This is a genomic window from Micromonospora sp. NPDC047620, assembly GCF_043205005.1.
GTDB lineage: Bacteria > Actinomycetota > Actinomycetes > Mycobacteriales > Micromonosporaceae > Micromonospora.
The window spans coordinates 16,752-42,544 of sequence record NZ_JBIDDG010000003.1; the positions used below are offsets into that span (position 1 = coordinate 16,752).

Here is a 25,793-nt window from a genome sequence, read left to right on the forward strand (position 1 = left end):
CGGCCCCCCGACCCCTGGTCCCAGGGTCGGGGGGCCAGCCCCGCGCCGTGCGGACAACCGACGCCGGACGCGACGTGAAGGACCCCTTCACCCGGTGAGGGGGCGGGCCGCGCCTGGGGCGACCTCAGCCCGCCTGGCGGGTGTCGCCGTCGGCGGGGCGGTCCATGGCCAGCAGCTCGGCCAGCCCGGTGCGGTCCAGCAGCTGAAGTCGAGCTCACCGGCCAGCCGGAGCCGGGCGCGCCCGGCGTCGAGCCGGGTCACCTCGATGGTCAACAGCTGCGCGGCCATGTCGCCCATGCTTCCAGCCGCAGCCGCAGCCGCAGCCCGGGGCCGGGCGGATCGACGTCAGGCCGGGCCGGCGGGGCTGTCGGCGGCGCCGGGGTGCGCGGCCAGGTGGTCGTCGAGCGGTCGGGCGAGCAGGCCCGTGACGCCGGTCATGTCGAGGATCGACTCCAGGAAGCGGGGCACCCCGCGCAACTGGAGGGCGGTGCCGCCCTGCTGCCCCTCCCGCCACGCGTGCACGATCACCCCGAGGCCGGTGCTGTCGATGAAGAGCAGGTCGCCGAAGTCCAGCACGACCGCGGGCGGGGCGTCCGCGAGCACCCGGTCGATCTCGGCCCGCAGGGGCGCGGCGGTCGTGTAGGCGAGGTCACCGCCGACCCGGATGAGCGGCGCCCCCGGATCCGACCGGTCGACGGTCATGCTCAACGGGGTCGCGGCCGGTTGCCTCCCATGGGACAGCACGATCACGCCTTTCCGCAGGCTGCCGGTCCGGCAGGGTCGAGGGGATCGTAACAATCCCCGCCCGGTCCCGCCGGGCACGCGCCCGCCACCGGGCGACGGCGTGGGGTGGCGGTGCGGACACCCGGCGTAGGGTGGGCGGGAAAGACGTGACCACGAGCGCCGCGTCCGGCGCGGCACGGGTGTCGACAAGGAGTGGGGCTTAGCTGGTGACTGCTGCCGACGTCCGGGACTGGGATCCCGGCGACGGACGGATCTCCACGCCGAGTGCCGCACGGGCTCCGGCGTGGGCCGCCGACGTTCCGGCACTCCCGCTCCCCGCGCTCGCGCCCGACCGGGCGCACGCGGCCCCGGACTGGTCCGAGGTCGTCGAGCACTTCCGTGAGGGGCTTGTCGTCTGCGACGCCCACGGCGTCGTCCGGCACGTCAGCCCGGTTGCGGAGCGGCTGCTGCCCGAGGTCGCCCCCGGCGAGCTGCTCGCGGCGGCCGGCATCGCGGGGCTGACCGCAGGCGGCGACTTCACCCATCGCGGCCGCCGCCTGCGCGCCCGGCAGGTGTCGCTGTCGGCCGCCCGCTGCTGCTGGTACGTGGAGGACGTCACCGAGAGCGTCACGCGCGCCGACGCGCTGCTCGCCGAGCGGGCCCGCTCGGCGTTCCTGGCCGTGGTCGGCGAGAAGCTCGGCAACCCGCTGCACCCGGACCGGGCCGCCGCGGCGGTCGTCCGGCTCGCCGTGCCGGCCCTGGCGGAGGTGGCGGTGCTGGTGCTGGCGCCCCGGTCCGGGCGGGCGCGCTGGTGGCGGGCCACCCGCGCCGACGACGCCCCCGCCGTGGACAGCGGCGTCCTGCCCGCCGTCGAACTGCCGGCGGCGATCGCCGAGGGGTTGGACGGCGGGGAACCGCACACCCTCGACTGGCTGGTCGAGCAGGCGGTGTCGGCCGGCTGGCTGCCCGGCCTGACTGCCGCCGAGGCCTGCGCCCGGGTGGTGCCGCTGCCCGGCCGGGACGCCCCGGCCGGCGTGCTGCTGGTCGCGCGGCGCGCCACCCGGTGGTACGACGAGGCCGACACCGCGCTGGTCCGGGCGTTCGCGGCGCGGGCCGGTGCCGCCCTGACCACGGCGTTGCTCTACCGCGACCAGGCCGAGGTGGCCGACACCCTCCAGGCGAGCCTGGTGCCGGTGGAGCCGGCCGAGGCTGCCGGGGTGCAGTGGGGCACCGCCTACCGGCCGGCCCAGGCCGGTCTGCGCATCGGCGGTGACTTCTACGGCTCGCACCGGCTGGCCGACGGCGGTTCGGTCTTCTTCCTCGGCGACGTCTCCGGCAAGGGTGTCGAGGCGGCCGTCTTCACCGGCCAGCTGCGCCAGTGCCTGCAGGCGCTGTACCGGGTGGAGTCGCAGCCGGTGCGGCTGCTGAAGCTGCTCAACGACGCGTTGCTGGAGACCACCCAGGCGCAGGGCCAGGGGCGTTTCGCCACGATGGTGCTGGGGGTGGTCCGGCCGCATCGCGAGGGCGGCCTCACCCTGACCATGGCCGGCGGCGGCCACCTGCCGCCGCTCGTGCTGCGCGGCTCCGGCGAGGTGGAGCCCGTGCCGCTGTCCGGCATGCTGGTCGGTGTGGTCTCCGATCCCCGGATCGGGGAGGTGACCGTGCGGCTGGAGCCCGGCGAGACCTGCCTGCTCTACAGCGACGGGGTGACCGAGGCGCGCGGTGGCCGCCGCGGCGACGAGCAGTTCGGCACCGAGCGGCTGGTCCACGCGCTCACCGGCTGCCACCGGATGCCCGCGCCCGCGCTGGCGGAGCGCGTCGAGCAGGTGACCTGCGACTGGCTGGCCCATGGCGACCACGACGACATCGCCGTGCTCGCGCTGCGCGCGGCGGGCCCGGGCGAGCGTACGCCCCGGCACCTGCACGCGGTGCCCGTCCCGACAGGCAGCGCCGACACCGGGGAGACCCGACCGTGACCACCCTGACCGCCCAGGCCAACCCGGCGGGCGTCTGGCCCGGATACCTGCACTGCCTCGAGGAGGCGGACGAGTACGCCGCGATCGAGGTGGCCACCGGGCTGCTCGAGGCCGGCGTTCCGGCCGAGCGCGTCCTGCTCGACCTGATCGCCCCGGCGCAGGCCGAGGTGGGGGAGCGGTGGGTGCGCAACGAGTGGAGCGTCGCCCAGGAGCACGCCGCGACGCACGTCAGCGAGCGGGTGGTGGCGGCGGTCGCCGGGTTCGCCAACCCGCGCCCGACCCGGGGTCGGATCATCCTCACCAGTCGCGGCGTGCCGGCCCCCGCGCTGGGGTCGGCTCTGGAAAACTACGGGCGGGTCCTGCACGACTTCCCCCGCGCCGCGCGGTTCCTCGAGGCGGCCCGCTCGTCCGTGGCCGCGCGGGGCGGCGCAGGGTCGCGCTGAGCGCGTTGCGGCCCCGGCCGGCGCCCCTGCTTATACTTGCCGCACTGCAAGCATCCGCCTGCGGTGGAGCGAGGGGGACCACGGTGACGTTCACCGTCACGTACGCCGATCGCCAGGGCGGCGGGGCCTGCCTGCGCCTGGCCGGCGAACTCGACCTGAGCACCGCACCCGAGCTGAACGCCGCGATCGACCGGCTGGTCGACGGCGGTGAGCGGCGCCTGCTGGTCGACCTGACCGAGCTGGTCTTCTGCGACTCGACCGGGATCGCCGCCTTCGTCCGGGGCGACAATCGTGTCGCCGCCGACGGCGGCTGGCTGCGGGTGACCGGCGCCAGCGGCCGGGTCGACCGGGTGCTCCAGGTGACCGGGCTGGCCGACGTGCTGAGATATGAACCCGACACGGCCGACCCGAGCACGCAGGCCGCCGGTTGATCGGCTACATTTCCCCGCCAGCATCGAGGACCGCACGGTCTTCCGTACCACTGACACGAAGCAGGTAGCGATGCGCGCAGACAGGCCGGGTCCCGTTCGCATCCTGGTGGTGGACGACGACCCGGGCGACGTGCTGATGATCGAGGAGGCCCTCGCGGACTCCGACGTCGACAAGGTCATCGACGTCGTCGGCGACGGCCAGGAGGCGATGGAGTTCCTGCGCCAGGAGGGGCGGCACACCGAGGCCCGGCGCCCCGACGTCATCCTGCTCGACCTGAACATGCCGCGGATGGACGGGCGGCAGGTGCTCGGCGCGGTCAAGGGCGACGAGGATCTGCGTACGATCCCGATCGTGGTGCTGACCACCTCCAACGCCGACACGGACATCGTGGGCAGCTACACGCTCCAGGCCAACGCCTACGTGACCAAGCCGATCGACCTGGATGACTTCAACGACGTGGTGCGCCGCATCGACGAGTTCTTCGGCCGGGTGGTCGTGCTGCCGAAGCGGACCTGACGCCGCACCGCCCGCCCGGGCGCGCCCGGCGCATTGTCCACGCCGGGCCGCCCACCGACACCCCGCGAGGCGCTCGACCCGCGTCGGCGCTCGCATGCTGAACATTTTTCCGGAACCCCCTCGGCGGTCGCCGCCAGCGCCGAGGATCCAGGTGGGGAAGAATTACCAGCTGCCTGGGGGGCGACAGTATGAGGTTCTCCGTCGTTGAGACCGGTTACGACCAGCGGCAGGTCGATTCCTGCCTCGACCAGCTCGGCATCCGGTTGACCCGGCTCGCGGCCCGGGCCGAGGGTGCCGCCGGGGCCGGTCGGGAGTGGGACGAGATCCGTGACGAGGCGTCGGCGCTGTGCGGCCTGCTCCAGCGGCTGGACCTCGGCGACCGGGGGGTGGGCCGGTACGGGGTCGGGGGCGCCGAGCGGGAGGCGGCCGACATCCTGGCCCAGGCACGCTTCGAGCTCGACGCGGCCCGCGAGGAGGCCCGGCAGGTCCGCGAGCGGGTCTATGCCGAGGCGGTGCAGGCCCGCCGGGACTTCGAGGCGGCGCTGTACGCCCGGCGGCGGCGCGAGGCCCGGGCGGACCAGATCCTCGGCGGGCTCGCGGGCGAGCCGGTGCCGGCCGACACCCCGACCGCCGCGGCCGGGCTGACCGGTGGCGGCGTGCCGGCGACGCGGATCGCCGCGCGTGGTGGCGCCGACGCGTCCAGCGAGCCGCCGGGCGGTCGCGCCGGGATCCGCTGACCCCGCGCGCCGCGTCAGGTCAGCGCGGCGACGACCGTCGTGGCCCGATCCTCGTGCTGGGCGTACGCGTCGGGGAAGGCGGACACCTGCACGGCCTGGGCCGCGCCGGCCACGCTCATCTCCTGCCAGCCCGGGATCTCGCGCAGCGCCTCGTAGAACGCCCGGGCGGCGTACGTGGGGCGCATCAGCTCCCGCACCGTGCCCCAGCCGCTGCTCGGGCGCTGCTGGAACAGGCCGACCGAGTCGTGGTCCGAGCCGCTGCCCTGGTGCGGGTACTGCCGGGACTCCGGGAGCACGTCGCTGGCCAGGTTGTAGAGGTTGCTCTCCTGCATGGCGGTGGCCACGGCGACCACCAGGGCCCGCCGGGGCATCTTCAGGTCCTCGCCCACGTCGACGATGATCTTGGCGTTGTCCATCTGGGCCTGGGTGAGCCCGGCGACGGGGCGGGGGCGGGCCGGCTTGGCCGGTTTGGCCGGGGCCTTGCGGGTGGCCGAGGGGGTCGGCTTGGGCGTCACGCTGGCGCTGACCGCGGGGGCGGGGGAGGCGGCCCGGTCCAGGGCGCGGGAGGCGCGCTCGTCGGTGGCGGCCCGCTCGGCCACCGCCTCGGCCACGGGATCCCGAGGGGTGTCGGTGTCGCCGCGGGTGCCGGCGAACGCGGCGGCACCGAGGCAGCAGGTCACGCCGGTGGCGAGGGCCACCCGGACGGGGGTCGAGGCGAGCAGGGCCCGGCCGCCGCGGCGCTGCCGCTCCGGGGCGCGATGACGGCCGATCGTCCGTTCGGTTGAGGCGGGATCGGCCGCAGCGGTGGCCGGTCGATCCTGGGTCAGCTTCTGGTCGAGGGGGTCGTCGGGACTCACCCGCCGAGGCTAGAAAGGCGAGCGCGAGTTGCCATCGGCCTGGTTGGTGGCATGCGCCACAATTTGCGGTGATCCGCCTCCCCATTACGCCCGGCCAGTCACCAAGCGCGTGTTACTCGCCTGTCGGGTCTTTCGCTTATGCCCGATAAAGGCGTAGGAAAGGGGCGAAGAGTCGATCTTGGGGCAGAGGTCTCGGCGTCGGCTCGCCCTCCATCGAAGGACCGATGCGGCAGCCACCCGTTCGGGCCGCCGTCGGTCGACTGCGAGGGCGACCCGCACGTCGGCCGGGACGGGCCAGAGGTTGGCCTCGGTCGCCGCGCGCGGCGCGTGCCGCCGGGGCCCATGACGCGCCGGCGGCCCCGCGGCCTGGTTCGCCCGGGCGACGGTGAGGTCAGTGCCGGCCGTTCTCCGCAGGCGTGACGGTGAGCCGGTGCCGGCTGGCGTCGCCGCTGGAGAACGGCCACAGCCGGTCGGCATGCTCGACGAGCTCGGCCAGTTGCTGGCGGGTGAGCCCGGCCGACGAGATGGAGGCGTGCACGTCGGCCCGATACCGGCCGTCGTCGTCGCGCCCGAGCTTCGCCTCCGCCCGCACCTGCACGGTGTGCGCCTCGTCGGTGATCTCACCGGCTGCCTCCACCGCCGCGTGGTGCAGGCAGGACGCGAAGGCGGCGGCGAGCAGCTGCTCCGGGGTCAGGCCCGAGCAGTGCGGCGCCAGTGGGGACGCGAGGGCCGTGGAGAGCCCCCCGTCGTCGGTGCGTACGTGGCCGCCCTCGGCGGTCGCGGTGGCCGTCTCGTTCAGCCAGGAGCTCGATTCCGGCATCGCGTTCCTCCCGTTCACTCACCCGCCCGGCTACCCGGCCCCCGAGCCGTGAAACCGCAGGTGGTGCCCGGGGCTGCGGGGTGACGGCGGCAGTCGGCGCCGGCGGACGGCTCGGCCCGGTGCGGAGGTGGCCGCGCCCGGACGGCTCAGCCGGCCTGGAAGGTGGCCGCGCCTGGACGGCTCAGCCGGCGCGGGTGGACCGGTCGGGGACGGCCGCCGCCTCGGTCACCTCGGCCGCCGCGCGTTCCGTCCACGGGGACACCCGGCCGCCGCACTGCCGGGGCGCCACCGGCTGCCGCATCGGCACGTACACCCGGGCGTCCACCGCCTCGGCCAGCAGCAGCGCGGCCACCAGGCTGGTCGGCCGGTCGGCCGGGTCGTCGGCCAGGCAGCGGGCGCACAGGTCGGCCACCTCCGGGGGCAGCCCGTCGATCTCGGGCAGCGGCTGCGGGGGTTGCCGCCGCCGCACGCCGAACAGCTGCGTCGTCGTGCCCGCCTGGTACGGCAGCCGCCCGGTGAGGCAGTAGTAGAGCAGCACGCCGAGGGCGTACATGTCGGCGGCCGGGGTGGCGGGTGCCCGCTCCAGTTGCTCGGGCGCGAGGTACGCCGGCGTGCCCACCACGATCCCCTCCGGCGACGGGTCCGGGGTGCCCGAGGGGGTGGCGATGCCGAAGTCGAGCACCTTGACGCCGGACGGGGTCAGGATGACGTTGGCCGGCTTGACATCGCGGTGCACGATGCCGTGCGCGTGGGCCGCGGCCAGGGCGGCGCTGACCTCGGCGCAGACCCGGACGGCGATGCGCCAGTCCAGCGGCCCGGCCCGCAGGTGCGCCGCGAGCGTCTCGCCCTCGGCCAGCTCCATGACGATGTAGGGCACCTGGCCGCCGGGCAGCGTCGCACAGGTGCCGAAGTCGTGCACGCTGGCCACGTTCGGGTGCACCAGCCGGGCCGCGGAGCGCGCCTCGGCACGAATCCGCTCCACCGAGGTGTCCGGCTCCTCCTGCCCGGGCGACATCACCTTCACCGCCACCGGCCGGTCGAGCACCGCGTCGTGGGCCCGCCAGACCTCCGACATGCCGCCGATGCCGATGCGCTGTTCGAGCCGGTACCGCCCGCCCAGCGTCCTCATCGACCGCTCCTCGTCTGCCGCCATCGCCCGTCCCCGGGCGTCCGCTGTGTCGCCTTCGCTGCCGTTACCCGGCCTCCGATCAGGGCAAACCGCAGTCGGTTCCGGGCGGGGGCAGCCCGCGCTGCGGTAGCTTGCGAGCCGAGGCCGCTGTCGGCCCGGACCGGAGGTGCGCGGATGGGCGAGGTGACCGTACGCTTCGTCGGCGGGCCGGCCCACGACCTGGTCCGGGCGCTTCCCGCCGGGCCCGACGGGTCCCCGCCGGCGCGCTGGGTCCTGCGCCATCCCGACGGGGCGGGGGCGGCCGGCGGCGGGCCGGACCACCTCTACGAGCGCGAGCACGCCACCGGCGGCGGCACGTGGACGATGCGTTTCGTGCACACCTATCCCGTGGGCATGACGGAATGACTTCACCCCACCGGCGGGGCGGCTGACCGTCGGTAACCGGGCGTCGGGATGGACAGCCGGCCGGGCCGGACGGTGTTCACCGTCCGCCTGCCGCACGCCGCGACCGGGACTTGACGTCGGTCCCCGGTCAGTCGGCCAGCAGGTCGGCGAGGACGGCCGCGATCCGCTCCGCGTGCCGCCCGTCGGGGTCCTCGTCGGCGTTGAAGTCCGCGACGCTCATCCCGATCAGCCGGCCCGAGCGCACCAGCGGCGCGACCAGCGCCGCGAGGTCGGCCCAGTCCAGGCCGCCCGGCTCGGGGTAGCTGACCGCCGGCAGCACGACCGGGTCGAGCACGTCGAGGTCGAGGTGCAGCCAGGCCGGCGTGGTGCCGGTGGCCAGGTCCCGGCCCACCGCCGCCGCGTCGGGCCCGCGCAGCCGGTCGGCCGGCACCAGGTGCACGGCCGGGTCGACCCGGACGGCTTCCATGCCCTCCGCCACGTCCGGGTCCGGCGGGCGGTGGCCGAGCACGTACACCTGGTCGGGGTCGACCAGCGGCCCCTCCCGGTCGAGGACACCGGCCGGGCCGTGGTCGGTGACGATCGACAGGTCCATGTCCGCCGCCTCGCCGGTGGGCGAGGTGCGCCCGTCCTCGAAGTCGAGGTGGGCGTCGAGGAACCACAGGTCGAAGCCGGCCGGCAACCCCTGCAGCGTGCCCAGCAGGATCGCGCAGTCGCCCCCGAGCACGAGAGGGCTGTGCCCCGCGTCGAGCAGCTCCGTCACCCGGGCGGCGATCGCCCGGGTGGCCCGCCGCAGGTGTTCGACGCCGATCACGCCGGTCTCCGGGTCGCGGACGGGGTCGGTGACCAGGGCGTCGACCGCGCCGGCGTCCGCCGCGCCCAGCCGGCCCAGCAGCCCCGCCGACCGCAGCGCCGCGGGTGACCGCCGCTCGCCCCGGCCGCGGCCGGAGGAGTCGAGCGGAGCGTCCAGCACCGACCATCGCACAACCGGAAGGCTAGTCCGGTCGTGGCAGGCTGGGCGGCATGTACCGGGAACGTCTCGCCGGATTTGCCGGCGCGGTGCTCTGGACCAGCACGACGAGGGCGGGCGCAGCGCCGACCCGGGTGCTCCCCGACGGCTGCGTCGACCTGCTCTGGACGAGCCGCGCCGGCCTGCTGGTGGCCGGGCCCGACCGCACCGCGCACCTGAGCGGCGGCGGGCCGGCGCAGCGCTGGGTGGGGCTGCGGCTGCCGCCCGGCGTCGGCCCGGTGGTGCTCGGCGTGCCCGCCGTCGAGCTGCGCGACCGACGGGTCTCCCTGGCCGAACTGTGGGGCGACCGCGACGTCGACCGGCTGGCAGAGCGGGCCGAGGCCGCCCCGGCCGCCGTGCTGACGGAGATCGCCGCGGCGCGGCTGCGGGCGGCCGGGGGCCCGGACCCGCTCGGCGTCCGGGTCGCCGCCGCGCTGGCCGCCGGCACGACCGTGACGGCGGCCGCCGCCGAGGTCGGCCTCGACCTGCGCGCCCTGCACCGTCGCAGCCGGCACCTGTTCGGGTACGGCCCGAAGACCCTGGCCCGGATCCTGCGGATGGGGCGCGCCCTGGCGCTGGCCCGCGCCGGCACCCCGCTGGCCGAGGTGGCCTCCCGCTGCGGGTACGCCGACCAGGCCCACCTCACCCGCGACGTGCGGGACCTGGCCGGGGTGCCGCCGACCGTCCTGCTGCCGCGCTGAGCGATTCCGGTCCAGCCCTGCGGTCCGGGCTCGCGAGGGCGGGCCGGTCCGGCCTGCGCGGGCGGACCGCGCTCACCCCTGTGCGAGCGGGGCGAACAGGTCCACGCCGTTGCCGTCCGGGTCGAGCACCACCGCGTACCGCTGGCCCCAGTAGGCGTCCCACGGGGGCAGGTGGCCCGGGTGGCCCTCGGCCACCAGTTCGGCGTAGAGCCGGTCCACTTCGGCCGGGTCGGCGCACCGGAACGCGAGCCCGGCACCGCCCCCGCCCCCGGGCTTCCGGTGCGGGTCGAACGAGCGGACGGTGTCGGCGGTGTCCCAGGCCAGCCGGAGGCCCCCCGGCAGGGTGACCTCCACGTGCGGCTCGGTGTCGGCCTCGGCCGGGATGTCGAGGCCGAGCCGGCGGTAGAAGGCGAGCGAGCGTGGCAGGTCGCTGGCGACCATGCCGATGAGGTCCAGTGTCGGTGTCATGGCTGCCACGGTAGGGGCGGCCCCGGGCGGGTGTCTTGAACGAAACGGACGCCGGGCGGAGTGCCCGGTGTGGCCTTCACGGCGGGGACGATCGGCGTACGGTGTGGGACAAGTCCGGCTTTCCGGCCATATCCCTCATAGGGTGCGACCGGGCGCGCCGGCGGTCGAGACGGCGAGGGAAGGAGCGGTCGGTGGAACACCTGGCCTACCTGGACGCGGGGTCCGGCAGCCTGATCGTGCAGGCGGTGGTCGGCGGGGTGGCCGGCGCCGCGGTGGCGGCCAAGCTCTACTGGCGGCGGCTGGTCGACCGCTTCCGCCGCCAGCCCACCGACCACCGCTGACCCGTCGATGGTGACCCCCCACACCGGCGTGCGCGCCGAGCCCGGGTCGTTCCGCGACCCGGCCAACCGGGTCTTCCACCTCGGCGACGACGTGCTGCGCGGGCTGGACGAGCGGGCCGCCCGGGAGTGGCGCGCACTGGCCGCCACCGAGTTCTTCCCGCCGCTGCTCGCCGCCGGCAAGGTCTGCGGCACCGAGCCGGTCGAGCCGGCGCGGGTGCCCACGGCCGCCCGGTGGGCGGCCGTGCTCCGCCACGAGCGCATCCCGTTCGTCTCGCACCCGTACGAGTGGTCCTTCGCCATGCTGCGGGACGCGGCGCTGCTGCACCTGGAGATCCTGCGGGCGGCGCTGCCGGCCGGTTTCACCACCAAGGACGGCTCGGCGTACAACCTCCAGTGGCGGGGGGCGGAACCGGTCTTCATCGACGTCGGCTCGTTCACCCCGGCGCGCGACGGCGAGCCCTGGGCCGGCTACCGGCAGTTCTGCCAGACCCTGCTCTACCCGCTCCTGCTCGGTGCCCACCTCGGGCTGGACTTTCAGCCGTGGCTGCGCGCCCGGGTCGACGGGATCGAGCCCGACCAGATGCGCCGGCTGTTCGGCGGGGCGCGCCGGCTGCTGCCCGGCGTGCCCACCCACGTGCACCTGCACGACGCGATGCAGCGCCGCAACGCCCGGGCCAGCACCGCCGACGTCCGGTCGCAGCTACGGGCGGCCGGCTACTCCCGGGAGCTGGCGCTGGCCACCGTACGCGGGATCGAGAAGCTGGTCCGCCGGCTCGAGCACCGCCCGGCCGCCAGCCACTGGGTCGACTACCAGCGCACCTGCGCGTACACGGCCGACGACCGGGCCGCGAAGGAACGTTTCGTCACCGAGTCGCTGGCCGGCCCGCCGCGTCCCCGCCTGGCGCTCGACCTCGGCGCCAACGACGGCCGGTACGCCCGGCTCGCCGCCCGGCAGGCCGACTACGTCGTCGCGGTGGAGCAGGACCCGGCCGTCGTGGACGGGCTCTACCGGGCGCTGCGCGACGAGGGCGAGCGGCGGATCCTGCCGCTGGTGATGGACCTCGCCGACCCGTCCCCCGGCGGCGGCTGGCGGGGCGTCGAGCGGGCCTCGTTCGCGGACCGCGCCCGGGCGGACGTGGTGCTCGCCCTAGCCCTGGTGCACCACCTGGCGATCGGGCGCAACGTGCCGCTGACCGAGGTGCTGGACTGGCTCGTCGGCCTCGCCGCCCCCGGTGGCCGGATCGTGGTGGAGTTCGTCCACCCCGAGGACCCGATGGCCCGCCGGCTGCTGGCCAACAAGCCCGAGGGACTCTTCCCGGACTACCGGCGCGCCGAGTTCGAGCGGCTGCTGGGAGTCCGGTGCCGGATCGCGCGCCGTCTCGACCTGCCCTCGGGCACCCGGACCCTCTACGCGGCGGTCGCGGGTGGCTGAGCCGGCAGGCGGCCTACCGCCCGGCCCGGCGGCCCACACCGCACCGGCGGCCCCGACCGCCCGGGCCGACGACACCGCTCCGGCGGACCACACCGCCCCGGCCGACCCGCCGCCGGCGTCCGGGCGGGCCGGCCGGGCGCCGGGCCGGCGGGCGGAACTCGGCCGGCTGGCGGAGGTCGCCGCCCTCGTCGGCCTCGTGGTGACCCAGCCGCTGCTGGACGTCCTCGGCCGCAGCCCGGACTTCTTCCTGTTCCACCGGGCGGACCGGCGCGAGATCCTGCTGCTGGTCGCGCTGGTCGTGCTGGTTCCCACGGCGGCCGTGGCGCTGCTCGGCGCGCTGTCCCGGCTGGCCGGGCGGGCCGCCCGCTCGGTGACGCACACCCTGCTGGTCGGGCTGCTGCTCGCCGCCCTGGCCGTGCAGGTCGGCCGGCACGGTACGCCGCTGCGGGGCGTACCGCTGCTGCTGGTGGCGGCGGTGGCCGGCGCCGCCGGGGCGGTCGCGCACCGGCGGTGGCGCGCGCCCGGGCGGGTGCTGCGGCTGGCCGCCGCCGGCCCGCTGCTGTTCGTGGGGCTGTTCCTGTTCGCCTCGCCCACCTCCACGGTGGTGCTGCCCCGCGGCGAGGGCGGCGCGGCCGGGGCGGCCGGGCCCGGCAACCACCCGCCGGTCGTGGTGCTGGTCCTCGACGAGCTGCCGCTGGTCTCCCTGCTCGGACCGGACGGGCGGGTCGACGCCACCCGGTACCCGCACTTCGCCGAGTTGGCCGCCGGCTCCACCTGGTACCGCAACGCCACCGGCGTCGCCGGCTGGACGCCGTACGCGCTGCCGGCGATGCTCACCGGCCGGTACCCGCAGCGCGCGGCGGCGCCGCACTACTCGCAGTACCCGGACAACCTCTTCACCGCCTTAGGCGGCCTGTACGACATCCGCGCCGAGGAGAGCATCACCCGGCTCTGCCCGCCCAGCCGGTGCGAGTCGCCGGTCACCCCGGAGCAGGGGATGGGCGTGCTCGTCCGGGAGACCGGCGGGCTGCTGCGCCGCCTCGCCGGCCCCGTGGACAGCCGGGTCGACCCGGAGGACTCCTACCGGGAGCGCACCCGAGCCGAGGCGGGCATCGACGACGCCGAGCCGGTGCCGGCGGACCCCAAGTTCCGCTGGGACAGCCTGAACGCCAACCAGCCGGCCCGGTTCACCAGTTTCCTGGCCGGCCTGCGGCCGGCGTCCCGGCCCACGCTGCACTTCCTGCACCTGCTGATGCCGCACTCCCCGTGGGCGTACCTGCCGTCCGGGTCGCGCTACGACGCCCCGGAGGACCTGCCGAACGACGGCGACGGCTGGGTGGAGCTGGCCCACCGGCGCCACCTCGCGCAGCTCGGCTACACCGACCGGCTGATCGGGGAGACCCTGCGCACCCTGCGGGAGCGCGGCCTCTACGACGAGGCCCTGCTGGTGGTCACCGCCGACCACGGGGTCAGCTTCACCAAGGGCGCCCAGGGGCGCGGGATGGACGCCCTCCGGGCCGCTCCGGACGAGGTCGCCTGGGTGCCGATGTTCGTCAAGACCCCCGGGCAGCGCGCCGGGCGGGTCGACGACCGGAACTGGCAGCACGTCGACCTGCTGCCCACCATCGCCGACGAGGCCGCCATCCGGCTGCCGTGGCGGGTCGACGGCCGGTCCGCCCGCGAGGCCCCGCGCGCCGAGACGGGCAAGGTCTTCTACGACCGCCCCGGGGAACCGACGCCCATCCCCGGCGGCGTGCCGACCCCGCCCGCGCCGCCCGCGCCCCACCCGCTCGTGGGCACCGCCGTCGGCGACCGTCCGAACGGCGGCACCGCCCGCGTCGCCGGCCTGTCCGGGTTCCGGGCCGTCGACCCGGACACCGGCCGGCTGCCGGCGGCGGTCTGGGGCGACGTGCCGGACGAGGTGCCCTCCGGCACCCTGCTGGCGGTCGCCGTCAACGGCCGGGTCGGCGCCGTCGTCCCGGTGGTCCCCCGGGACGCCGGCGGTCGCCGCTTCGCCGCCCTGGTCGCCGACGACCGGCTCTTCCACGCCGGGGCGAACCGGCTGGACGTCTACCGCGTCGCCGCCGACGGGACGCTGCGCCGCCTCGACCTGTCCTGAGGCGCTGCGGCCCGCCCGCGACGGGCGCGCTGCCCACCGGGGCGGGCGAGCCCCTGCCCACCGCGGCGCGCGTCCTGCCCGCCTGTGACGGGCGGCCGGCCGGTAGCGTTCCCATGCCCACGCGGGCACGGGCGGCCCCGCCGTGCCCGAAATGGACGGGGTTTCCCGGCCCGCTGGTCGGGAATCGGGTGACGCAGACCTCACCGCCGAACCACGGCGGGCGGTATCCCCGCGACCGTGATTACGGTAAAAGCGAAGGCAATTCAATGCAGATCTGCCGGCGAAGCGAGGGACCACATGACGGAAGTCAAGCTCGATCACCCCGGTGGGCAGCTTTCGATGCCGGTGCAATCCGCGGTCGAGGGCCCCGCCGGCATCGGGGTGGGCAAGCTGCTCAAGGAAACCGGGATGACGACGTACGACCCTGGTTTCGTCAACACCGCGGCCTGCTCGTCCGCGATCACCTACATCGACGGCGACGCGGGGATCCTGCGTTACCGCGGGTACCCGATCGAGCAGCTCGCGGAGAAGTCCTCGTTCCTGGAGGTCTCCTACCTTCTGATCTACGGTGAGCTGCCGAGCCAGCAGCAGCTGACCGAGTTCTCCGAGCGGATCCGGCGGCACTCCCTGCTGCACGAGGAGATGCGCCGCTTCTTCGACGGCTTCCCGCGCGACGCGCACCCGATGGCGGTGCTCTCCTCGGCCGTGAGCGCCATCTCGACCTTCTACCAGGACAGCCTGGACCCGTTCGACTCCTCGCACGTCGAGATGTCCACGGTCCGGCTGATGGCGAAGGTCCCCACCATCGCCTCGTACGCCTACAAGAAGTCGATCGGCCAGCCGCTGCTGTACCCGGACAACTCGCTGGGCTACGTGGAGAACTTCCTGCGGATGACCTTCGGCGTGCCGGCGGAGCCGTACGAGGTCGACCCGGTGGTGGCCAAGGTGCTGGACATGCTGTTCATCCTGCACGCCGACCACGAGCAGAACTGCTCCACCTCGACCGTGCGGCTGGTCGGCTCCAGCAACGCCAACCTCTTCGCCTCGGTCTCGGCCGGCGTGAACGCGCTCTTCGGCCCGCTGCACGGCGGCGCCAACCAGGCCGTGCTGGAGATGCTGGAGAAGATCCAGGCCGACGGCGGCGACGTCCACTCCTTCGTCCGCAAGGTGAAGGACAAACAGGACGGCGTGAAGCTGATGGGCTTCGGCCACCGGGTCTACAAGAACTACGACCCGCGCGCGGCGATCGTGAAGAACGCGGCCCAGGACGTGCTCGGCCGGATGGCCAAGCCGGACCCGCTGCTGGACATCGCGATGCAGCTCGAGGAGATCGCGCTGGCCGACGACTTCTTCGTGTCCCGCAAGCTCTACCCGAACGTGGACTTCTACACCGGCCTGATCTACAAGGCCATGGGCTTCCCGACCAAGATGTTCACGGTGCTCTTCGCGCTGGGCCGGCTCCCCGGCTGGATCGCCCAGTGGCGCGAGATGATCAACGACCCGGAGACCAAGATCGGCCGTCCGCGGCAGATCTACACCGGCTCCCCGGAGCGGGCGTACGCCCCGTTCTCGGAGCGCTGACCTCCGCCGTACCACGCCGAAGGCCGCCGACCCGCACCGGGTCGGCGGCCTTCGCCGTCTCCACGCCCATCAGGCCCCGCCGCGTCGCCCGCCGGTTAGGAAGGGCCCCTTCCTCTACCGAAAGCGTTAGGAAGGTGCCCTTCCTTACTTCTCAGCGCAGGCCGGCGGCGGCCAGCAGGTTGCCGTCCACGATGGCCGGCAGGGCGCGGCCCCGGGTCATCCGCTCGGCGGCCCGCTCGGCGGTGAATGCCGGCGCCGTGGCGATCGCCGCGGCGTAGGCGGCGGCCGTGCGGTGCGCGATCGCCGTCCAGCCGTACCGCTCGTGGACCATGGCGTGGGCGCGGCGGGCCAGCTCGCGGGCCCGCTCCCGGTCCGACAGCAGGGCGTGCACGGCGTCGGTCAGCCCGTCCGGGTCGTGCGGCCGGAAGGTCATCCCGGTGACGCCCGGCTCGACGATCTCGGCCAGCCCGCCGGTCGCGGCGACCGCCAGGGGCGCGCCGGCGGCGGCACCCTCCAGGGCCACCATGCCGAACGGCTCGTAGATGCTCGGCACCGCGAAGCAGTCGGACGCGGCCATCACCGCGGGCAGGTCGGTGCCGCCGAGGAAGCCCGGGAGGCTGACCGTGCCGGCCAGGCCGAGGCGGTGCACCTCCGCCTCCAGTTCGCCGCGGTACGGGCCGTCGCCGACGATGACCGCGCGCAGCCCGGGGTGCCGCTCGCGCAGCCGGGGGAGCCCGGCGATCAGGTGCTGCACGCCCTTCTCGTAGACCAGCCGGCCGGCGAAGGTGACCAGTGGGCCGTCCCCGGCGAACCGGGCGCGGGCCTGCGCCACCGCGGCCGCCGGCGCCTGCCAGCGGTGCGGCTCCACGCCGTTGGGCACCACGTCGACCCGGCCGGCCGGCACGCCGAACAGCCCGGTCACCTCGTCGCGCATGTAGCCGGAGCAGACGATCACCCGGCCGGACTCGCCGGCCAGCCAGTGCTCGACGCCGTGGATGGTGCGGTTCATCTCCTCCGGCAGCCAGCCCTGGTGCCGGCCGGCCTCGGTGGCGTGGATGGTGCTGACCAGCGGGATGTCCAGGTGCTCGCGCAGGGTCATCGCGGTGTGCGCGACGAGCCAGTCGTGGGCGTGGACCACGTCGTACGAGCCGGCCTCGGCGGCGCGCAGAGCCGTCCGGGTCAGCGTGTGGTTGAACGCCATCGTCCAGGCCAGCAGGGAAGAGGTGGCGAGCGGGAAGGTCACCGGGTCCTCGGCGGCACGCAGGATGCGGACGCCGTCGGCGTACTCCTCGAGGGGCGCGCCGTCGGCGTGCCGGGTGACGACGGTGACCTCGTGCCCGGCGGCGGCCAGGGCCACCGACAGCGCGTGCACGTGCCGACCGAGCCCGCCCACGAGCACGGGCGGGTACTCCCAGGAGAGCATCAGGATGCGGCGGGTCTGCGGGGGCGTGCCCGGCCCGGCGTGCGCCGGGACCTGGGGCCGGGAGGTGAGGGTGGGCCGGTGGACCCGACCCGGGGAGGTGGTGGGCTGCTCGCCGACCCGCAGGGTCGTCACATCAATCTCCGTCCATGCATGAAGGTGCGCGCCGGCAGCGGTGGCGGCGAGACAGTGGTGGGGGTGGCCGAGGGGCCGAGGGAAGACGCGCGTGCGCGCCCCCGAACAAGCAAAGGGCATCGCGGTCGATCCCGCATCTCGAAAGGGGCCAAGGTGACGGAGGACACCCGCAGTTCCAACCCGTATCGGTCGGGTGGATTCCGGGCAGCCACCGAAGGGTGGACACGCAACCGCCGAAGGGTGGACGGGTAGCCGAGCCCGTGCGGCGAGCGTCGACGCGGGCGCCACCGACGGCACCGGCCGCCGACCCCCGGGTGCGGGGTCGGCGGCCGGTGTCGTGGGCCGGCTGGGAAGCCGTCGGGCTGCTCAGTGGTTGTCGTCCTCCTCGCGGGCCGTGTCGGGCAGGCTGCCGAGCACCTTGTTGATCACGTGTATCCGGGCGCCGGCGGCCCGGTAGTCCGCGCAGACCGTCTCGGCCCGGTCGGCCAGCCGGGCCCCCGGCTCGGCGGCGGTGACGGCGAGGGTGGTGCCCGCGAGGGTGGTGACGGAGCCCGCGGCCACCAGTTCGGCAGCCGAGCGCGCCCCGACGACAAGGTGCTCCCTCAGCAACCCCCGCAGCGTGTCGGTGTCCTTGAGCAGCAGGCGGTCCAGGTTGGCGGTGGAGAACTTGGCCCGGAAGGCGTCGTCGGTCGGGGCGAGGATGGTCAGCCCACCGGCGGCGGACAACTCCTCGGCCATCCCGGTGGCCCGGACCGCCGCCTCGAACGTGGTGAGCACGGGAATCCAGGTGAGGGCCTGGTCGGGCGGCTGGCCCACCAGCGAGCCCGGGCTACCCGGCTCGGCCCCCGAGGGCAGCACGTCGCACAGCGGTCCGGTGACCGCGACCGGTGTGGCGTCGCCGGTGCGGTCCGTCGCGGCGGGCCTCTCCTGCTGCGAGCTGGTGCACCCGGTCACCGCGACCAGGAGGGCCAGAGCGGCCCCGGCCACCGCCCGCCCGCGGCGGGCGACCCGGGACCGGTTTCCGGAGCACGGCCCCGGGGTGAGGGTGTCGGGCACGGTCTTCTCCACTTCGGAACGGGTACGGGCGGCGCCGGCAGGTCGGCGGGAGGCCGACCTGCCGGCACCGTGTTCGGGCGGAACTCAGCAGGTCACAGACGTGCGCACTGGCCGAGGTTCGGACCCCGTACGGAGTTGGTCACCTCCATGTTCGTCGGCTCCGGGGAGTTGCCGGTGCAGGCCAGCGGACCGTCGACGGTGTTGCCGGCCACCAGCGGGGCCACGCCCGTGCTGCTGGTCACGCTGACCGGCCCGGTCACCTCGTTGCCGACCAGGACGACCGGGCCGCTGGTGCCGGTGGCGCGCACCGGACCCTCGACCGTGCTGTCGGTCATGACGACCCCGGCGGCGCTGGTGGCGTTCACCGGACCGTTGATCGAGCTGCCGTTGACGATCAGCGTGGCGCCGGGCTGCACCTGGATCGAACCCCGGACGGTGGCCCCGTCCAGGCAGGCGACGCCGGAGACGACCAGCGTGCCGTTGTGGGTGCCGGTCAGGGTGGGGGCGATCCGCTCGCCGGCGACCAGGCCCTCGACGGCCTGCTCGTCGAGCAGCAGCGGGATCAGGCCCCGCTGCGGCTGGGACAGCGGAACCAGGTAGCCGTCGGCGGCCTTGATCACCTTCCAGCCGTGGGCGGCGATGCGCTGGGCCGCCGTGGTGCGCTTGCCGGCCGGGCCGTCGGTACGCTCACCGTGGTACTGCTCCTCGGTCAGCCGGTACGCGCACGGCGGCTGCTCGAGGATCCGCTCCGGGGTGGGGGCGTCCACGGGCGGCGGGGCCTCACCCGGGTGCGGGGCGGGGTAGGCCTCGATCTTCCGGGAGCCCCGGAACACGATCCGTCCCTCGTTGGCGGACTGGAACGTGATCGCCTCGGCGCGGGCCTTGGTGATGTCCTTGATGTTGGCGCCGTGGTACTTGAAGAACTCGTTGAACGTCCACAGCGCGGAGTACGTCTTGCGTCGGCGGTTGTTCGCGGTGTTGCTCTCGTCGGGCCGCGTCGGGCCACCGGAGCTGCGCAGCTCCAGCAGGGAGTTGACGACGTTCTTCAGGCCGAGGGTGTTGCGCAGGATGGTCTCTTCGCTCAGGCCCACCGTGGCGTTGGAGGTGCAGCCGTACGGGCACGCCCACCAGCCGTCCTGGGCACCCTGGGCGTACATGTGGCCTTCGATCATCTCCTGCGACTCGTCGAAGATTCCCTGCGCCACGTTCTGGTGCCGGGGCGGCAGCATCGGCAGGTCACCGGCGTTGGTGTTGCCGTACTCGTGGCCGTCGTAGCCGGCGACCGGCCGGTAGTCGCGGACCATCTCGGCGAGGGAGCGGGTCTCCGGTTGGCGGATCAGCGAGTGGTCCCGGTTCAGGTCCTGACCGGTGGAGTTGCCCCGGGTGTTGGCGGCCCGCCCGTCGCCGTTGAGCGTCGGCACGATCAGCATGGTGGTCTTCGACAGCAGGTCGAGGGTCTTGCTGTCCTCGGTGAAGGCCAACTGCCGGGCCATGATCAGGCAGGCCTCGCGGTCGCCCGGCTCGTTGCCGTGCACGTTGCAGTTGACCATCAGGGGGTTGGTCGCGGCCACGGCCTCCGGCGTCGCCGGCGGCTTGGGGTAGCCGATGACCAGCATGTTGATCGGCCGGTCCTGGACGGTGCGGCCGATCTCCACCACGCGAACGCGGTCGCTGGCCTTGTCGATCGCGGCGGTGTACGCGTACTCGTTGACGTCGCTGGTGTACTGGGCGCCCAGCGTGTCCTCCCACTGGGTGCGAAGGTTCTCACCCTGGACGGCCGGGTCGCCCCAGTGGGCCCTGGTGGTGCCGCTGACCGGCGCCGAGTAGGGCTGGGCCTCGGTGTCGAACCGGGCCCGGACCCGCCACCGGAAGCCGTTACCTGGTACGAAGCCGGCGTCGGCGAAGGTCGGCGCGGTGTTGTTGACCTGGCGGTTCGGGCGCCAGACACCGACGATCACCGGCGTGCCGGGCGTGCCGTCCCCGGCCAGCGGGGTCCGCTCGATCTGGTAGTCGGTGGCCCCTTCTACCCGGGTCCACGCCAGCGTGGCGTACCCGTCGCCCTGCACGACCGTGAGGCCCTGCACCTGGTTCGGCTCCGCCTGCTGCAGGGCCGCGCTCGGCTGCCCTTGCGCCTGCCCGGGCACCGCCGTCGCCACGAGGGTGGCGGCGAGCAGGGCGGAGAACACACCGGCCGTTGTCCGTCTGTATCTCAAAAGGGATCTCCAAACAGGAGGGATGGCTGGGGGTGCGCCCAGCACACCCGCACTCGGCCCACCGTTGGCCCACACCCTGCGTTTCTTGAGGATCATCTGAGGTTTCCGACCTGGTCACCGGCGGCGGACGGTCGCGGGCACCCTGGTCGCGCCCCGGCCGTCGTCATCCCGCGCGCAGCCGGTAGCCGACTCCGCGGACCGTCTCGACCAGGCCGGCGTCGTCGAGCTTGCCCCGCAGGGCCGCGACGTGCACGTCGAGGTTGTGCCGGGTCCCCCAGGTGGTCTGCCAGACGTCCAACTGCAACCGGTCCCGGGGCACCACCGCGCCGGCCTGCCGGGCCAGCGCCACCAGCAGGTCGAACTCCTTGCGGGCCAGGCTGACCTCCCGGTCGCCCACCCAGACCCGCCGGGCGTTGACGTCGATGCGCAGCGTGCCGACTCGCAACTGGCTCGTGGTCCGGGCGCTGCGGACGGCACGCCGCATCACCGCCTCGATGCGGGCCTGCAACTCCACCATCGAGAACGGCTTGACGACGTAGTCGTCGGCGCCGGCCCGCAGGCCGGCCACCCGGTCGTACTCCTCCGCACGGGCGCTGACCGCGATGATGGCGACGTCCTCGTCGGCCTGGCGAAGCCGCCGGCACACCTCCAGGCCGTCCCGGTCGGGCAGGTTGAGGTCCAACAGGACCAGGTCGACCGGGTCAGCCCGGATCGCCTCGGCGGCCGTCAGCGCCGGCACCACCTCGTGTCCCCGGCGGCGCAGGGCCTTGGTGAGGGCAGACGCCACGCGTAGGTCGTCTTCCACCAGGAGAATCCGCACGTACATCCCCCTCGGACCTCGTCCCAGCCGGGTCCTGCGAGTCTGTCCGATGATCAACACCCTGACCAGTGCGGATGCAAGATCGTAACCGCAGCGCCCGGTCCGTGTGGTGGTGTGCGCCGGCGGCTATCAGTCGGGTGGATTCCGGTCATCCGCCGATCGGGTGGATTGGTGGCGGAAGCCGTGGGGCAATACCCGTACCGCACGCGCGCCGCCCGGCCCCCGCCGTGTGGTGCGCTCATGGTGCGGTGCGCGCTCATGATCTTGCACCGAAGGAGCGACATGCAGGTCTGGCCGGGTGAGCGGTATCCCCTCGGGGCCACCTACGACGGGATGGGCACCAACTTCGCGATCTTCTCGGAGGTGGCCGAGCGGATCGAGCTGTGCCTGTTCGACGAGGGGGACACCGGGGCGGAACGGCGCGTCGAGCTGCGCGAGGTCGACGCGTACGTCTGGCACGCGTACATCCCCGGCATCGAGCCGGGGCAGCGGTACGGCTACCGCGTGCACGGGCCGTACGACCCCGCGAACGGGCTGCGCTGCAACCCGCACAAGCTGCTGCTCGACCCGTACGCCAGGGCGGTCGACGGCGACGTGCGGTGGGACCCGGCGGTCTACGACTACGAGCACGGCGACCCGGAGCGGATGAACACCGCCGACTCCGCGCCGTTCGTGCCGAAGTCGGTGGTGGTCAACCCGTACTTCGACTGGGGAAACGACAAGCCGCCGCGCACCCCGTACCACCACTCGGTGATCTACGAGGCGCACGTACGCGGCCTGACCATGCGCCACCCCGACATCCCCGAGGAGCTGCGCGGCACGTACGCCGGCCTGGCCTCCCCGCCGATGATCGAGCACCTGACGACGCTCGGGGTGACCGCCGTCGAGCTGATGCCCGTGCACCAGTTCGTGCACGACCACCGCCTCGCGGACCTGGGACTGCGCAACTACTGGGGCTACAACACCATCGGCTTCTTCGCCCCGCACCACGGCTACTCCGCGTTGGGCCGCCTGGGCCAGCAGGTGCAGGAGTTCCGGGGCATGGTCAAGGCGCTGCACGCCGCCGGGATCGAGGTCATCCTCGACGTGGTCTACAACCACACCGCAGAGGGCAACCACCTCGGTCCGACGCTGAGCTTCAAGGGCGTCGACAACCCCAGCTACTACCGGCTGAGCGAGGAGGATCGGCGCCTCTACGTCGACTACACCGGCACCGGCAACAGCCTCAACGTGCGCAGCCCGCACTCGCTCCAGCTGATCATGGATTCGCTCCGCTACTGGGTGACCGAGATGCACGTCGACGGCTTCCGCTTCGACCTCGCCGCGACCCTGGCCCGCGAGTTCTACGAGGTCGACCGCCTCTCCACCTTCTTCGAGGTGGTGCAGCAGGACCCGGTGGTCAGCCAGGTCAAGCTGATCGCCGAGCCGTGGGACGTCGGCCCCGGCGGCTACCAGGTGGGCAACTTCCCGCCGGTGTGGACCGAGTGGAACGGCAAGTACCGCGACACCGTGCGCGACTTCTGGCGCGGCGAGCCGGCCACCCTGGCCGAGTTCGCGTCCCGCATCTCCGGCTCCGCCGACCTCTACCAGGACGACGGGCGGCGACCGTTCCACAGCATCAACTTCGTCACCTGCCACGACGGGTTCACCCTCACCGACCTGGTGTCGTACGACGACAAGCACAACGACGCCAACGGGGAGGAGAACCGGGACGGCGAGAGCCACAACCGGTCGTGGAACTGCGGGGTCGAGGGGGACACCGACGACCCGGCGGTGCTGGCCCTGCGGGCCCGGCAGCGGCGCAACTTCCTGGCCACCCTGGTGCTCTCCCAGGGCGTGCCGATGATCGGCCACGGCGACGAGCTGGGCCGCACCCAGCACGGCAACAACAACGCGTACTGCCAGGACAGTGAGCTGGCGTGGGTCGACTGGGAGCAGGCCGACAACGACCTGCTGGAGTTCACCCGCAAGCTGGTCGCCTTCCGCCGCCGCCACCAGGTGTTCCGCCGCCGCCGCTTCTTCACCGGCCTGCCGGTGCGTTCCCGGCTGGTCGACGAGCCCCTGCCCGACCTGGCCTGGTACACCCCCGGCGGGCGGGAGATGACCGGCGAGGACTGGGGCAACGACTTCGGCCGGTCCGTCGCGCTGTTCGTCAACGGCGAGGGCATCCGCGAGCGCGGCCAGTACGGCCAGCGCCACGTGGACAGCTCCTTCCTGCTCTGCTTCAACGCCCACGACGCGCCGCTGGACTTCACCGTGCCCGGGCCCGAGTTCGGCCGACGCTGGGAGCTGGTGATCAGCACGGCGCAGCCGGAACCGGAGAAGACCACCGTGGTCGAGGCGGGCGGCGTCCTCGGCGTGCCGGACCGGTGCGTGGTGGTGCTGGAGAGGACGGCCTGACATGTCGACCACCCCTCGACTACGACGTGGTCGACCACTGGGCCGAGCTGACCCGGCTGGCCAGCGTGTCACTTCCTGTTCACGAGCTGACCGACCTGTTCACCGGCCGGGTCTACAGTGGCGGGGAGACCCGTCTGGCCGACCTGCTGGCCACCTATCCCGTCGCGCTGCTGGCTCCCACCCCCGAGTCCGTGGAGGCTGCGTCATGACCGAGTTCGCGGTGTGGGCGCCGCAGGCCGCCCGGGTCCGGCTGCGCCTGCCCGGCGTCGCCGACCACGAGATGCGTTCCGGTCCCGGCGGCTGGTGGCGGGTCGAGGTGCCCGCCACCGGCCCCGGCACCGACTACGCCTTCTTCCTCGACGACGACGAGCGGGCGCTGCCCGACCCCCGGTCGGCCTGGCAGCCGTCGGGGGTGCACGGGCCGAGCCGGCTCTACGACCACGCGGCGTTCGAGTGGACCGACCACGCCTGGACCGGGCGGCAACTGCCCGGCAGCGTCCTCTACGAGCTGCACGTCGGCACCTTCACCCCGGAGGGCACCTTCGACGCCGCCGTCGGCCGCCTCGACCACCTGGTCGACCTCGGCGTCGACATGATCGAGCTGCTCCCGGTCAACGCCTTCAACGGCGAGCACAACTGGGGCTACGACGGCGTCTGCTGGTATGCCCCGCACCAGCCCTACGGCGGGCCGGACGGCCTGAAACGGCTGGTCGACGCCGCCCACGCCAAGGGTCTGGGGGTGATCCTCGACGTCGTCTACAACCATTTCGGGCCCTCCGGGGCCTACGCGCCGATGTTCGCGCCGTACCTCACCGAGCAGAGCAACACCTGGGGCCGCACGGTCAACCTCGACGGCCCGCACTCCGACGGCGTCCGCCGCTACATCGTCGACAGCGTGCTGATGTGGCTGCGTGACTACCACGTCGACGGGCTGCGGCTGGACGCCGTGCACGCCATGCCCGACTCGCGCGCCACCCACCTGCTGGAGGAGGTGGCCGTGGAGGTGGAGTCGCTGGCCACCCACCTCGGCCGGCCGCTGTCGCTGATCGCCGAGTCCGACCTCAACGACCCGCGGCTCATCACCCCTCGGGAGGCCGGCGGCTACGGCCTGCACGCCCAGTGGAACGACGACGCCCACCACGCCCTGCACACCCTGCTCACCGGCGAGCGGCAGGGCTACTTCGGCGACTTCGGCTCCCTGGAGTGCCTCACCGACGTGTTCACCGGCGGCTTCTTCCACGCCGGCACCTGGTCCAGCTTCCGCAACCGGCACCACGGGCGGCCGGTGGACCGGCAGCGCACGCCGGGGCACCGGTTCGTAGCGTACCTGCAGAACCACGACCAGATCGGCAACCGGGCCACCGGCGACCGGATCTCCGCCACGCTCTCCCCGGCGCTGCTGCGGGTTGGCGCGACGCTGCTGTTCACCGCGCCCTTCACGCCGATGCTGTTCATGGGGGAGGAGTGGGCGGCCAGCACCCCGTGGCAGTTCTTCACCAGCCACCCGGAGCCAGAGCTGGCGACCGCCGTGGCCACCGGCCGCAAGCGGGAGTTCGCCGTGCACGGCTGGCCGGAGGGGGACGTCCCGGACCCGCAGGACCCGCAGACGTTCGTCCGCTCCCGGCTCGACTGGGCCGAGCTGGACAAGCCCGAACACCGCGAGATGTACGACTTCCACCGGCGGCTCATCGCGCTGCGCCGGAGCCGCCCCGACCTGTCCGACCCGCGGCTGGACCGGGTGGAGGTGCGCCACGGCGACCACTTCCTGGTCATGCGCCGGGGGGAGACGCTGGTGGTGGCGAACCTGGCCGCGAAGCCGCAGCCGATCACCCTGCCAGGGGTGGCGCGGCGGGTGCTGCTGGCCACGGGGGAGGGGGTCACGGTGATGCGGGACCGGATCGAACTGCCGGCCGAGACGGCGGCGGTCGTGGCGCTCTGAGTGTCGCGCGACTTCGGAGACGTACGCGTGGGTGTGATCAGCTTGCTGGCGTGGACCTGCCTGCTCGACGGACGTACCGATCGAGCTGCCCCGTGTTACGACGTTTCACTTTGCCCTGCCATGT

The 25,793-nt window shown here is 74.1% G+C and carries 25 protein-coding genes; 14 read left to right on the forward strand and 11 right to left on the reverse strand.

Going from position 1 to position 25,793, the window contains the following annotated elements; genetic code table 11:
• Positions 1-87: 87 nt before the first annotated feature.
• Together ACGF5C_RS04325 and ACGF5C_RS04330 are read right to left on the reverse strand one after the other, a co-directional pair.
• Complete coding sequence (locus tag ACGF5C_RS04325; RefSeq protein ID WP_393296542.1) at positions 88-288, reverse strand: hypothetical protein; 201 nt, start codon at positions 286-288, stop codon at positions 88-90.
• 57 nt (positions 289-345) lie between these two features.
• On the reverse strand, positions 346-702 hold the full coding sequence (locus ACGF5C_RS04330; protein ID WP_393296544.1) for an STAS domain-containing protein: 357 nt from the start codon (positions 700-702) through the stop codon (positions 346-348).
• A gap of 248 nt (positions 703-950) precedes the next feature.
• Between ACGF5C_RS04330 and ACGF5C_RS04335 the strand changes: the two genes are divergently transcribed.
• The 5 genes from ACGF5C_RS04335 to ACGF5C_RS04355 all read left to right on the forward strand — a co-directional run bounded on the left by ACGF5C_RS04335 (position 951) and on the right by ACGF5C_RS04355 (position 4,827).
• Complete coding sequence (locus ACGF5C_RS04335) at positions 951-2,699, forward strand: SpoIIE family protein phosphatase (RefSeq protein ID WP_393296547.1); 1,749 nt, start codon at positions 951-953, stop codon at positions 2,697-2,699.
• Positions 2,696-3,142, forward strand: a complete 447-nt coding sequence (locus tag ACGF5C_RS04340; RefSeq protein ID WP_393296549.1) for a B12-binding domain-containing protein — start codon at positions 2,696-2,698, stop codon at positions 3,140-3,142. The genes ACGF5C_RS04335 and ACGF5C_RS04340 overlap by 4 nt, the downstream gene beginning before the upstream one ends.
• 83 nt (positions 3,143-3,225) lie before the next feature.
• A complete protein-coding gene (locus tag ACGF5C_RS04345) occupies positions 3,226-3,573 on the forward strand; it encodes an STAS domain-containing protein (protein WP_393296551.1) in 348 nt (115 codons plus the stop codon).
• Between the two features lie 70 nt (positions 3,574-3,643).
• Positions 3,644-4,090 carry a response regulator gene (locus ACGF5C_RS04350; RefSeq protein ID WP_350712209.1) on the forward strand — a complete coding sequence of 149 codons (447 nt, stop codon included), beginning with the start codon at positions 3,644-3,646 and terminating at the stop codon, positions 4,088-4,090.
• 188 nt (positions 4,091-4,278) lie between these two features.
• Positions 4,279-4,827, forward strand: coding sequence for an ATPase (locus tag ACGF5C_RS04355; RefSeq protein ID WP_357703029.1), 549 nt, complete (start codon positions 4,279-4,281; stop codon positions 4,825-4,827).
• Between the two features lie 14 nt (positions 4,828-4,841).
• On the opposite strand, the gene ACGF5C_RS04360 is transcribed toward ACGF5C_RS04355, so the two are convergent.
• The 3 genes from ACGF5C_RS04360 to ACGF5C_RS04370 all read right to left on the reverse strand — a co-directional run bounded on the left by ACGF5C_RS04360 (position 4,842) and on the right by ACGF5C_RS04370 (position 7,633).
• Positions 4,842-5,684 (reverse strand): hypothetical protein, encoded by an 843-nt coding sequence (locus ACGF5C_RS04360; RefSeq protein WP_393296553.1) that lies wholly within the window; start codon positions 5,682-5,684, stop codon positions 4,842-4,844.
• A 391-nt stretch (positions 5,685-6,075) separates the two neighbouring features.
• Positions 6,076-6,504, reverse strand: a complete 429-nt coding sequence (locus ACGF5C_RS04365) for an OsmC family protein (RefSeq protein WP_091106530.1) — start codon at positions 6,502-6,504, stop codon at positions 6,076-6,078.
• Between the two features lie 181 nt (positions 6,505-6,685).
• On the reverse strand, positions 6,686-7,633 hold the full coding sequence (locus ACGF5C_RS04370; protein WP_393296554.1) for a serine/threonine-protein kinase: 948 nt from the start codon (positions 7,631-7,633) through the stop codon (positions 6,686-6,688).
• Positions 7,634-7,807: 174 nt separating this feature from the next.
• On the opposite strand from ACGF5C_RS04370, the gene ACGF5C_RS04375 reads away from it, so the two are divergent.
• Positions 7,808-8,038 (forward strand): hypothetical protein, encoded by a 231-nt coding sequence (locus ACGF5C_RS04375; protein ID WP_393296556.1) that lies wholly within the window; start codon positions 7,808-7,810, stop codon positions 8,036-8,038.
• Positions 8,039-8,165: 127 nt separating this feature from the next.
• Here the strand turns inward: ACGF5C_RS04375 and ACGF5C_RS04380 are convergent, their stop codons facing one another.
• Complete coding sequence (locus tag ACGF5C_RS04380) at positions 8,166-9,020, reverse strand: arginase family protein (RefSeq protein ID WP_393296558.1); 855 nt, start codon at positions 9,018-9,020, stop codon at positions 8,166-8,168.
• 38 nt (positions 9,021-9,058) lie between these two features.
• Between ACGF5C_RS04380 and ACGF5C_RS04385 the strand changes: the two genes are divergently transcribed.
• Positions 9,059-9,745, forward strand: coding sequence for a helix-turn-helix domain-containing protein (locus ACGF5C_RS04385; protein ID WP_393296560.1), 687 nt, complete (start codon positions 9,059-9,061; stop codon positions 9,743-9,745).
• A 72-nt stretch (positions 9,746-9,817) separates the two neighbouring features.
• Here ACGF5C_RS04385 and ACGF5C_RS04390 read toward each other — a convergent pair whose 3' ends face one another.
• Positions 9,818-10,213: a VOC family protein gene (locus tag ACGF5C_RS04390; protein WP_357463794.1), complete on the reverse strand. Its 396-nt coding sequence runs from the start codon at positions 10,211-10,213 to the stop codon at positions 9,818-9,820.
• 191 nt (positions 10,214-10,404) lie between these two features.
• On the opposite strand from ACGF5C_RS04390, the gene ACGF5C_RS04395 reads away from it, so the two are divergent.
• The 4 genes from ACGF5C_RS04395 (at position 10,405) to ACGF5C_RS04410 (ending at position 15,686) form a co-directional block, all read left to right on the forward strand.
• A complete protein-coding gene (locus ACGF5C_RS04395; protein ID WP_350685822.1) occupies positions 10,405-10,554 on the forward strand; it encodes a hypothetical protein in 150 nt (49 codons plus the stop codon).
• A gap of 7 nt (positions 10,555-10,561) precedes the next feature.
• Positions 10,562-11,986, forward strand: a complete 1,425-nt coding sequence (locus tag ACGF5C_RS04400) for a class I SAM-dependent methyltransferase (protein WP_357463788.1) — start codon at positions 10,562-10,564, stop codon at positions 11,984-11,986.
• Complete coding sequence (locus ACGF5C_RS04405; RefSeq protein ID WP_393296562.1) at positions 11,979-14,105, forward strand: sulfatase-like hydrolase/transferase; 2,127 nt, start codon at positions 11,979-11,981, stop codon at positions 14,103-14,105. The genes ACGF5C_RS04400 and ACGF5C_RS04405 overlap by 8 nt, the downstream gene beginning before the upstream one ends.
• A 297-nt stretch (positions 14,106-14,402) precedes the next feature.
• The gene (locus ACGF5C_RS04410) at positions 14,403-15,686 is read left to right on the forward strand and encodes a citrate synthase (RefSeq protein ID WP_393296564.1); all 1,284 of its coding nucleotides are present in this window, start codon (positions 14,403-14,405) and stop codon (positions 15,684-15,686) included.
• Between the two features lie 151 nt (positions 15,687-15,837).
• Here ACGF5C_RS04410 and ACGF5C_RS04415 read toward each other — a convergent pair whose 3' ends face one another.
• The 4 genes from ACGF5C_RS04415 to ACGF5C_RS04430 all read right to left on the reverse strand — a co-directional run bounded on the left by ACGF5C_RS04415 (position 15,838) and on the right by ACGF5C_RS04430 (position 21,336).
• Positions 15,838-17,241, reverse strand: a complete 1,404-nt coding sequence (locus tag ACGF5C_RS04415) for a glycosyltransferase family 4 protein (protein ID WP_393296566.1) — start codon at positions 17,239-17,241, stop codon at positions 15,838-15,840.
• A 366-nt stretch (positions 17,242-17,607) separates the two neighbouring features.
• On the reverse strand, positions 17,608-18,309 hold the full coding sequence (locus ACGF5C_RS04420) for a fasciclin domain-containing protein (RefSeq protein ID WP_393296568.1): 702 nt from the start codon (positions 18,307-18,309) through the stop codon (positions 17,608-17,610).
• 80 nt (positions 18,310-18,389) lie between these two features.
• Positions 18,390-20,483, reverse strand: a complete 2,094-nt coding sequence (locus tag ACGF5C_RS04425; RefSeq protein ID WP_393296570.1) for a M14 family zinc carboxypeptidase — start codon at positions 20,481-20,483, stop codon at positions 18,390-18,392.
• Positions 20,484-20,673: 190 nt separating this feature from the next.
• Positions 20,674-21,336: a response regulator transcription factor gene (locus ACGF5C_RS04430; protein ID WP_393296572.1), complete on the reverse strand. Its 663-nt coding sequence runs from the start codon at positions 21,334-21,336 to the stop codon at positions 20,674-20,676.
• A gap of 276 nt (positions 21,337-21,612) precedes the next feature.
• Here ACGF5C_RS04430 and glgX point away from each other — a divergent pair, with 276 nt between their 5' ends.
• The 3 genes from glgX to treZ are packed head-to-tail and all read left to right on the forward strand — an operon-like array spanning position 21,613 to position 25,669.
• Positions 21,613-23,730: a glycogen debranching protein GlgX gene (gene glgX, locus ACGF5C_RS04435; protein WP_393296574.1), complete on the forward strand. Its 2,118-nt coding sequence runs from the start codon at positions 21,613-21,615 to the stop codon at positions 23,728-23,730.
• Positions 23,700-23,939: a hypothetical protein gene (locus tag ACGF5C_RS04440; RefSeq protein ID WP_393296576.1), complete on the forward strand. Its 240-nt coding sequence runs from the start codon at positions 23,700-23,702 to the stop codon at positions 23,937-23,939. Before glgX ends, ACGF5C_RS04440 begins: the two co-directional genes overlap by 31 nt.
• On the forward strand, positions 23,936-25,669 hold the full coding sequence (gene treZ / locus ACGF5C_RS04445; protein ID WP_393296578.1) for a malto-oligosyltrehalose trehalohydrolase: 1,734 nt from the start codon (positions 23,936-23,938) through the stop codon (positions 25,667-25,669). Before ACGF5C_RS04440 ends, treZ begins: the two co-directional genes overlap by 4 nt.
• Positions 25,670-25,793: the final 124 nt, after the last annotated feature.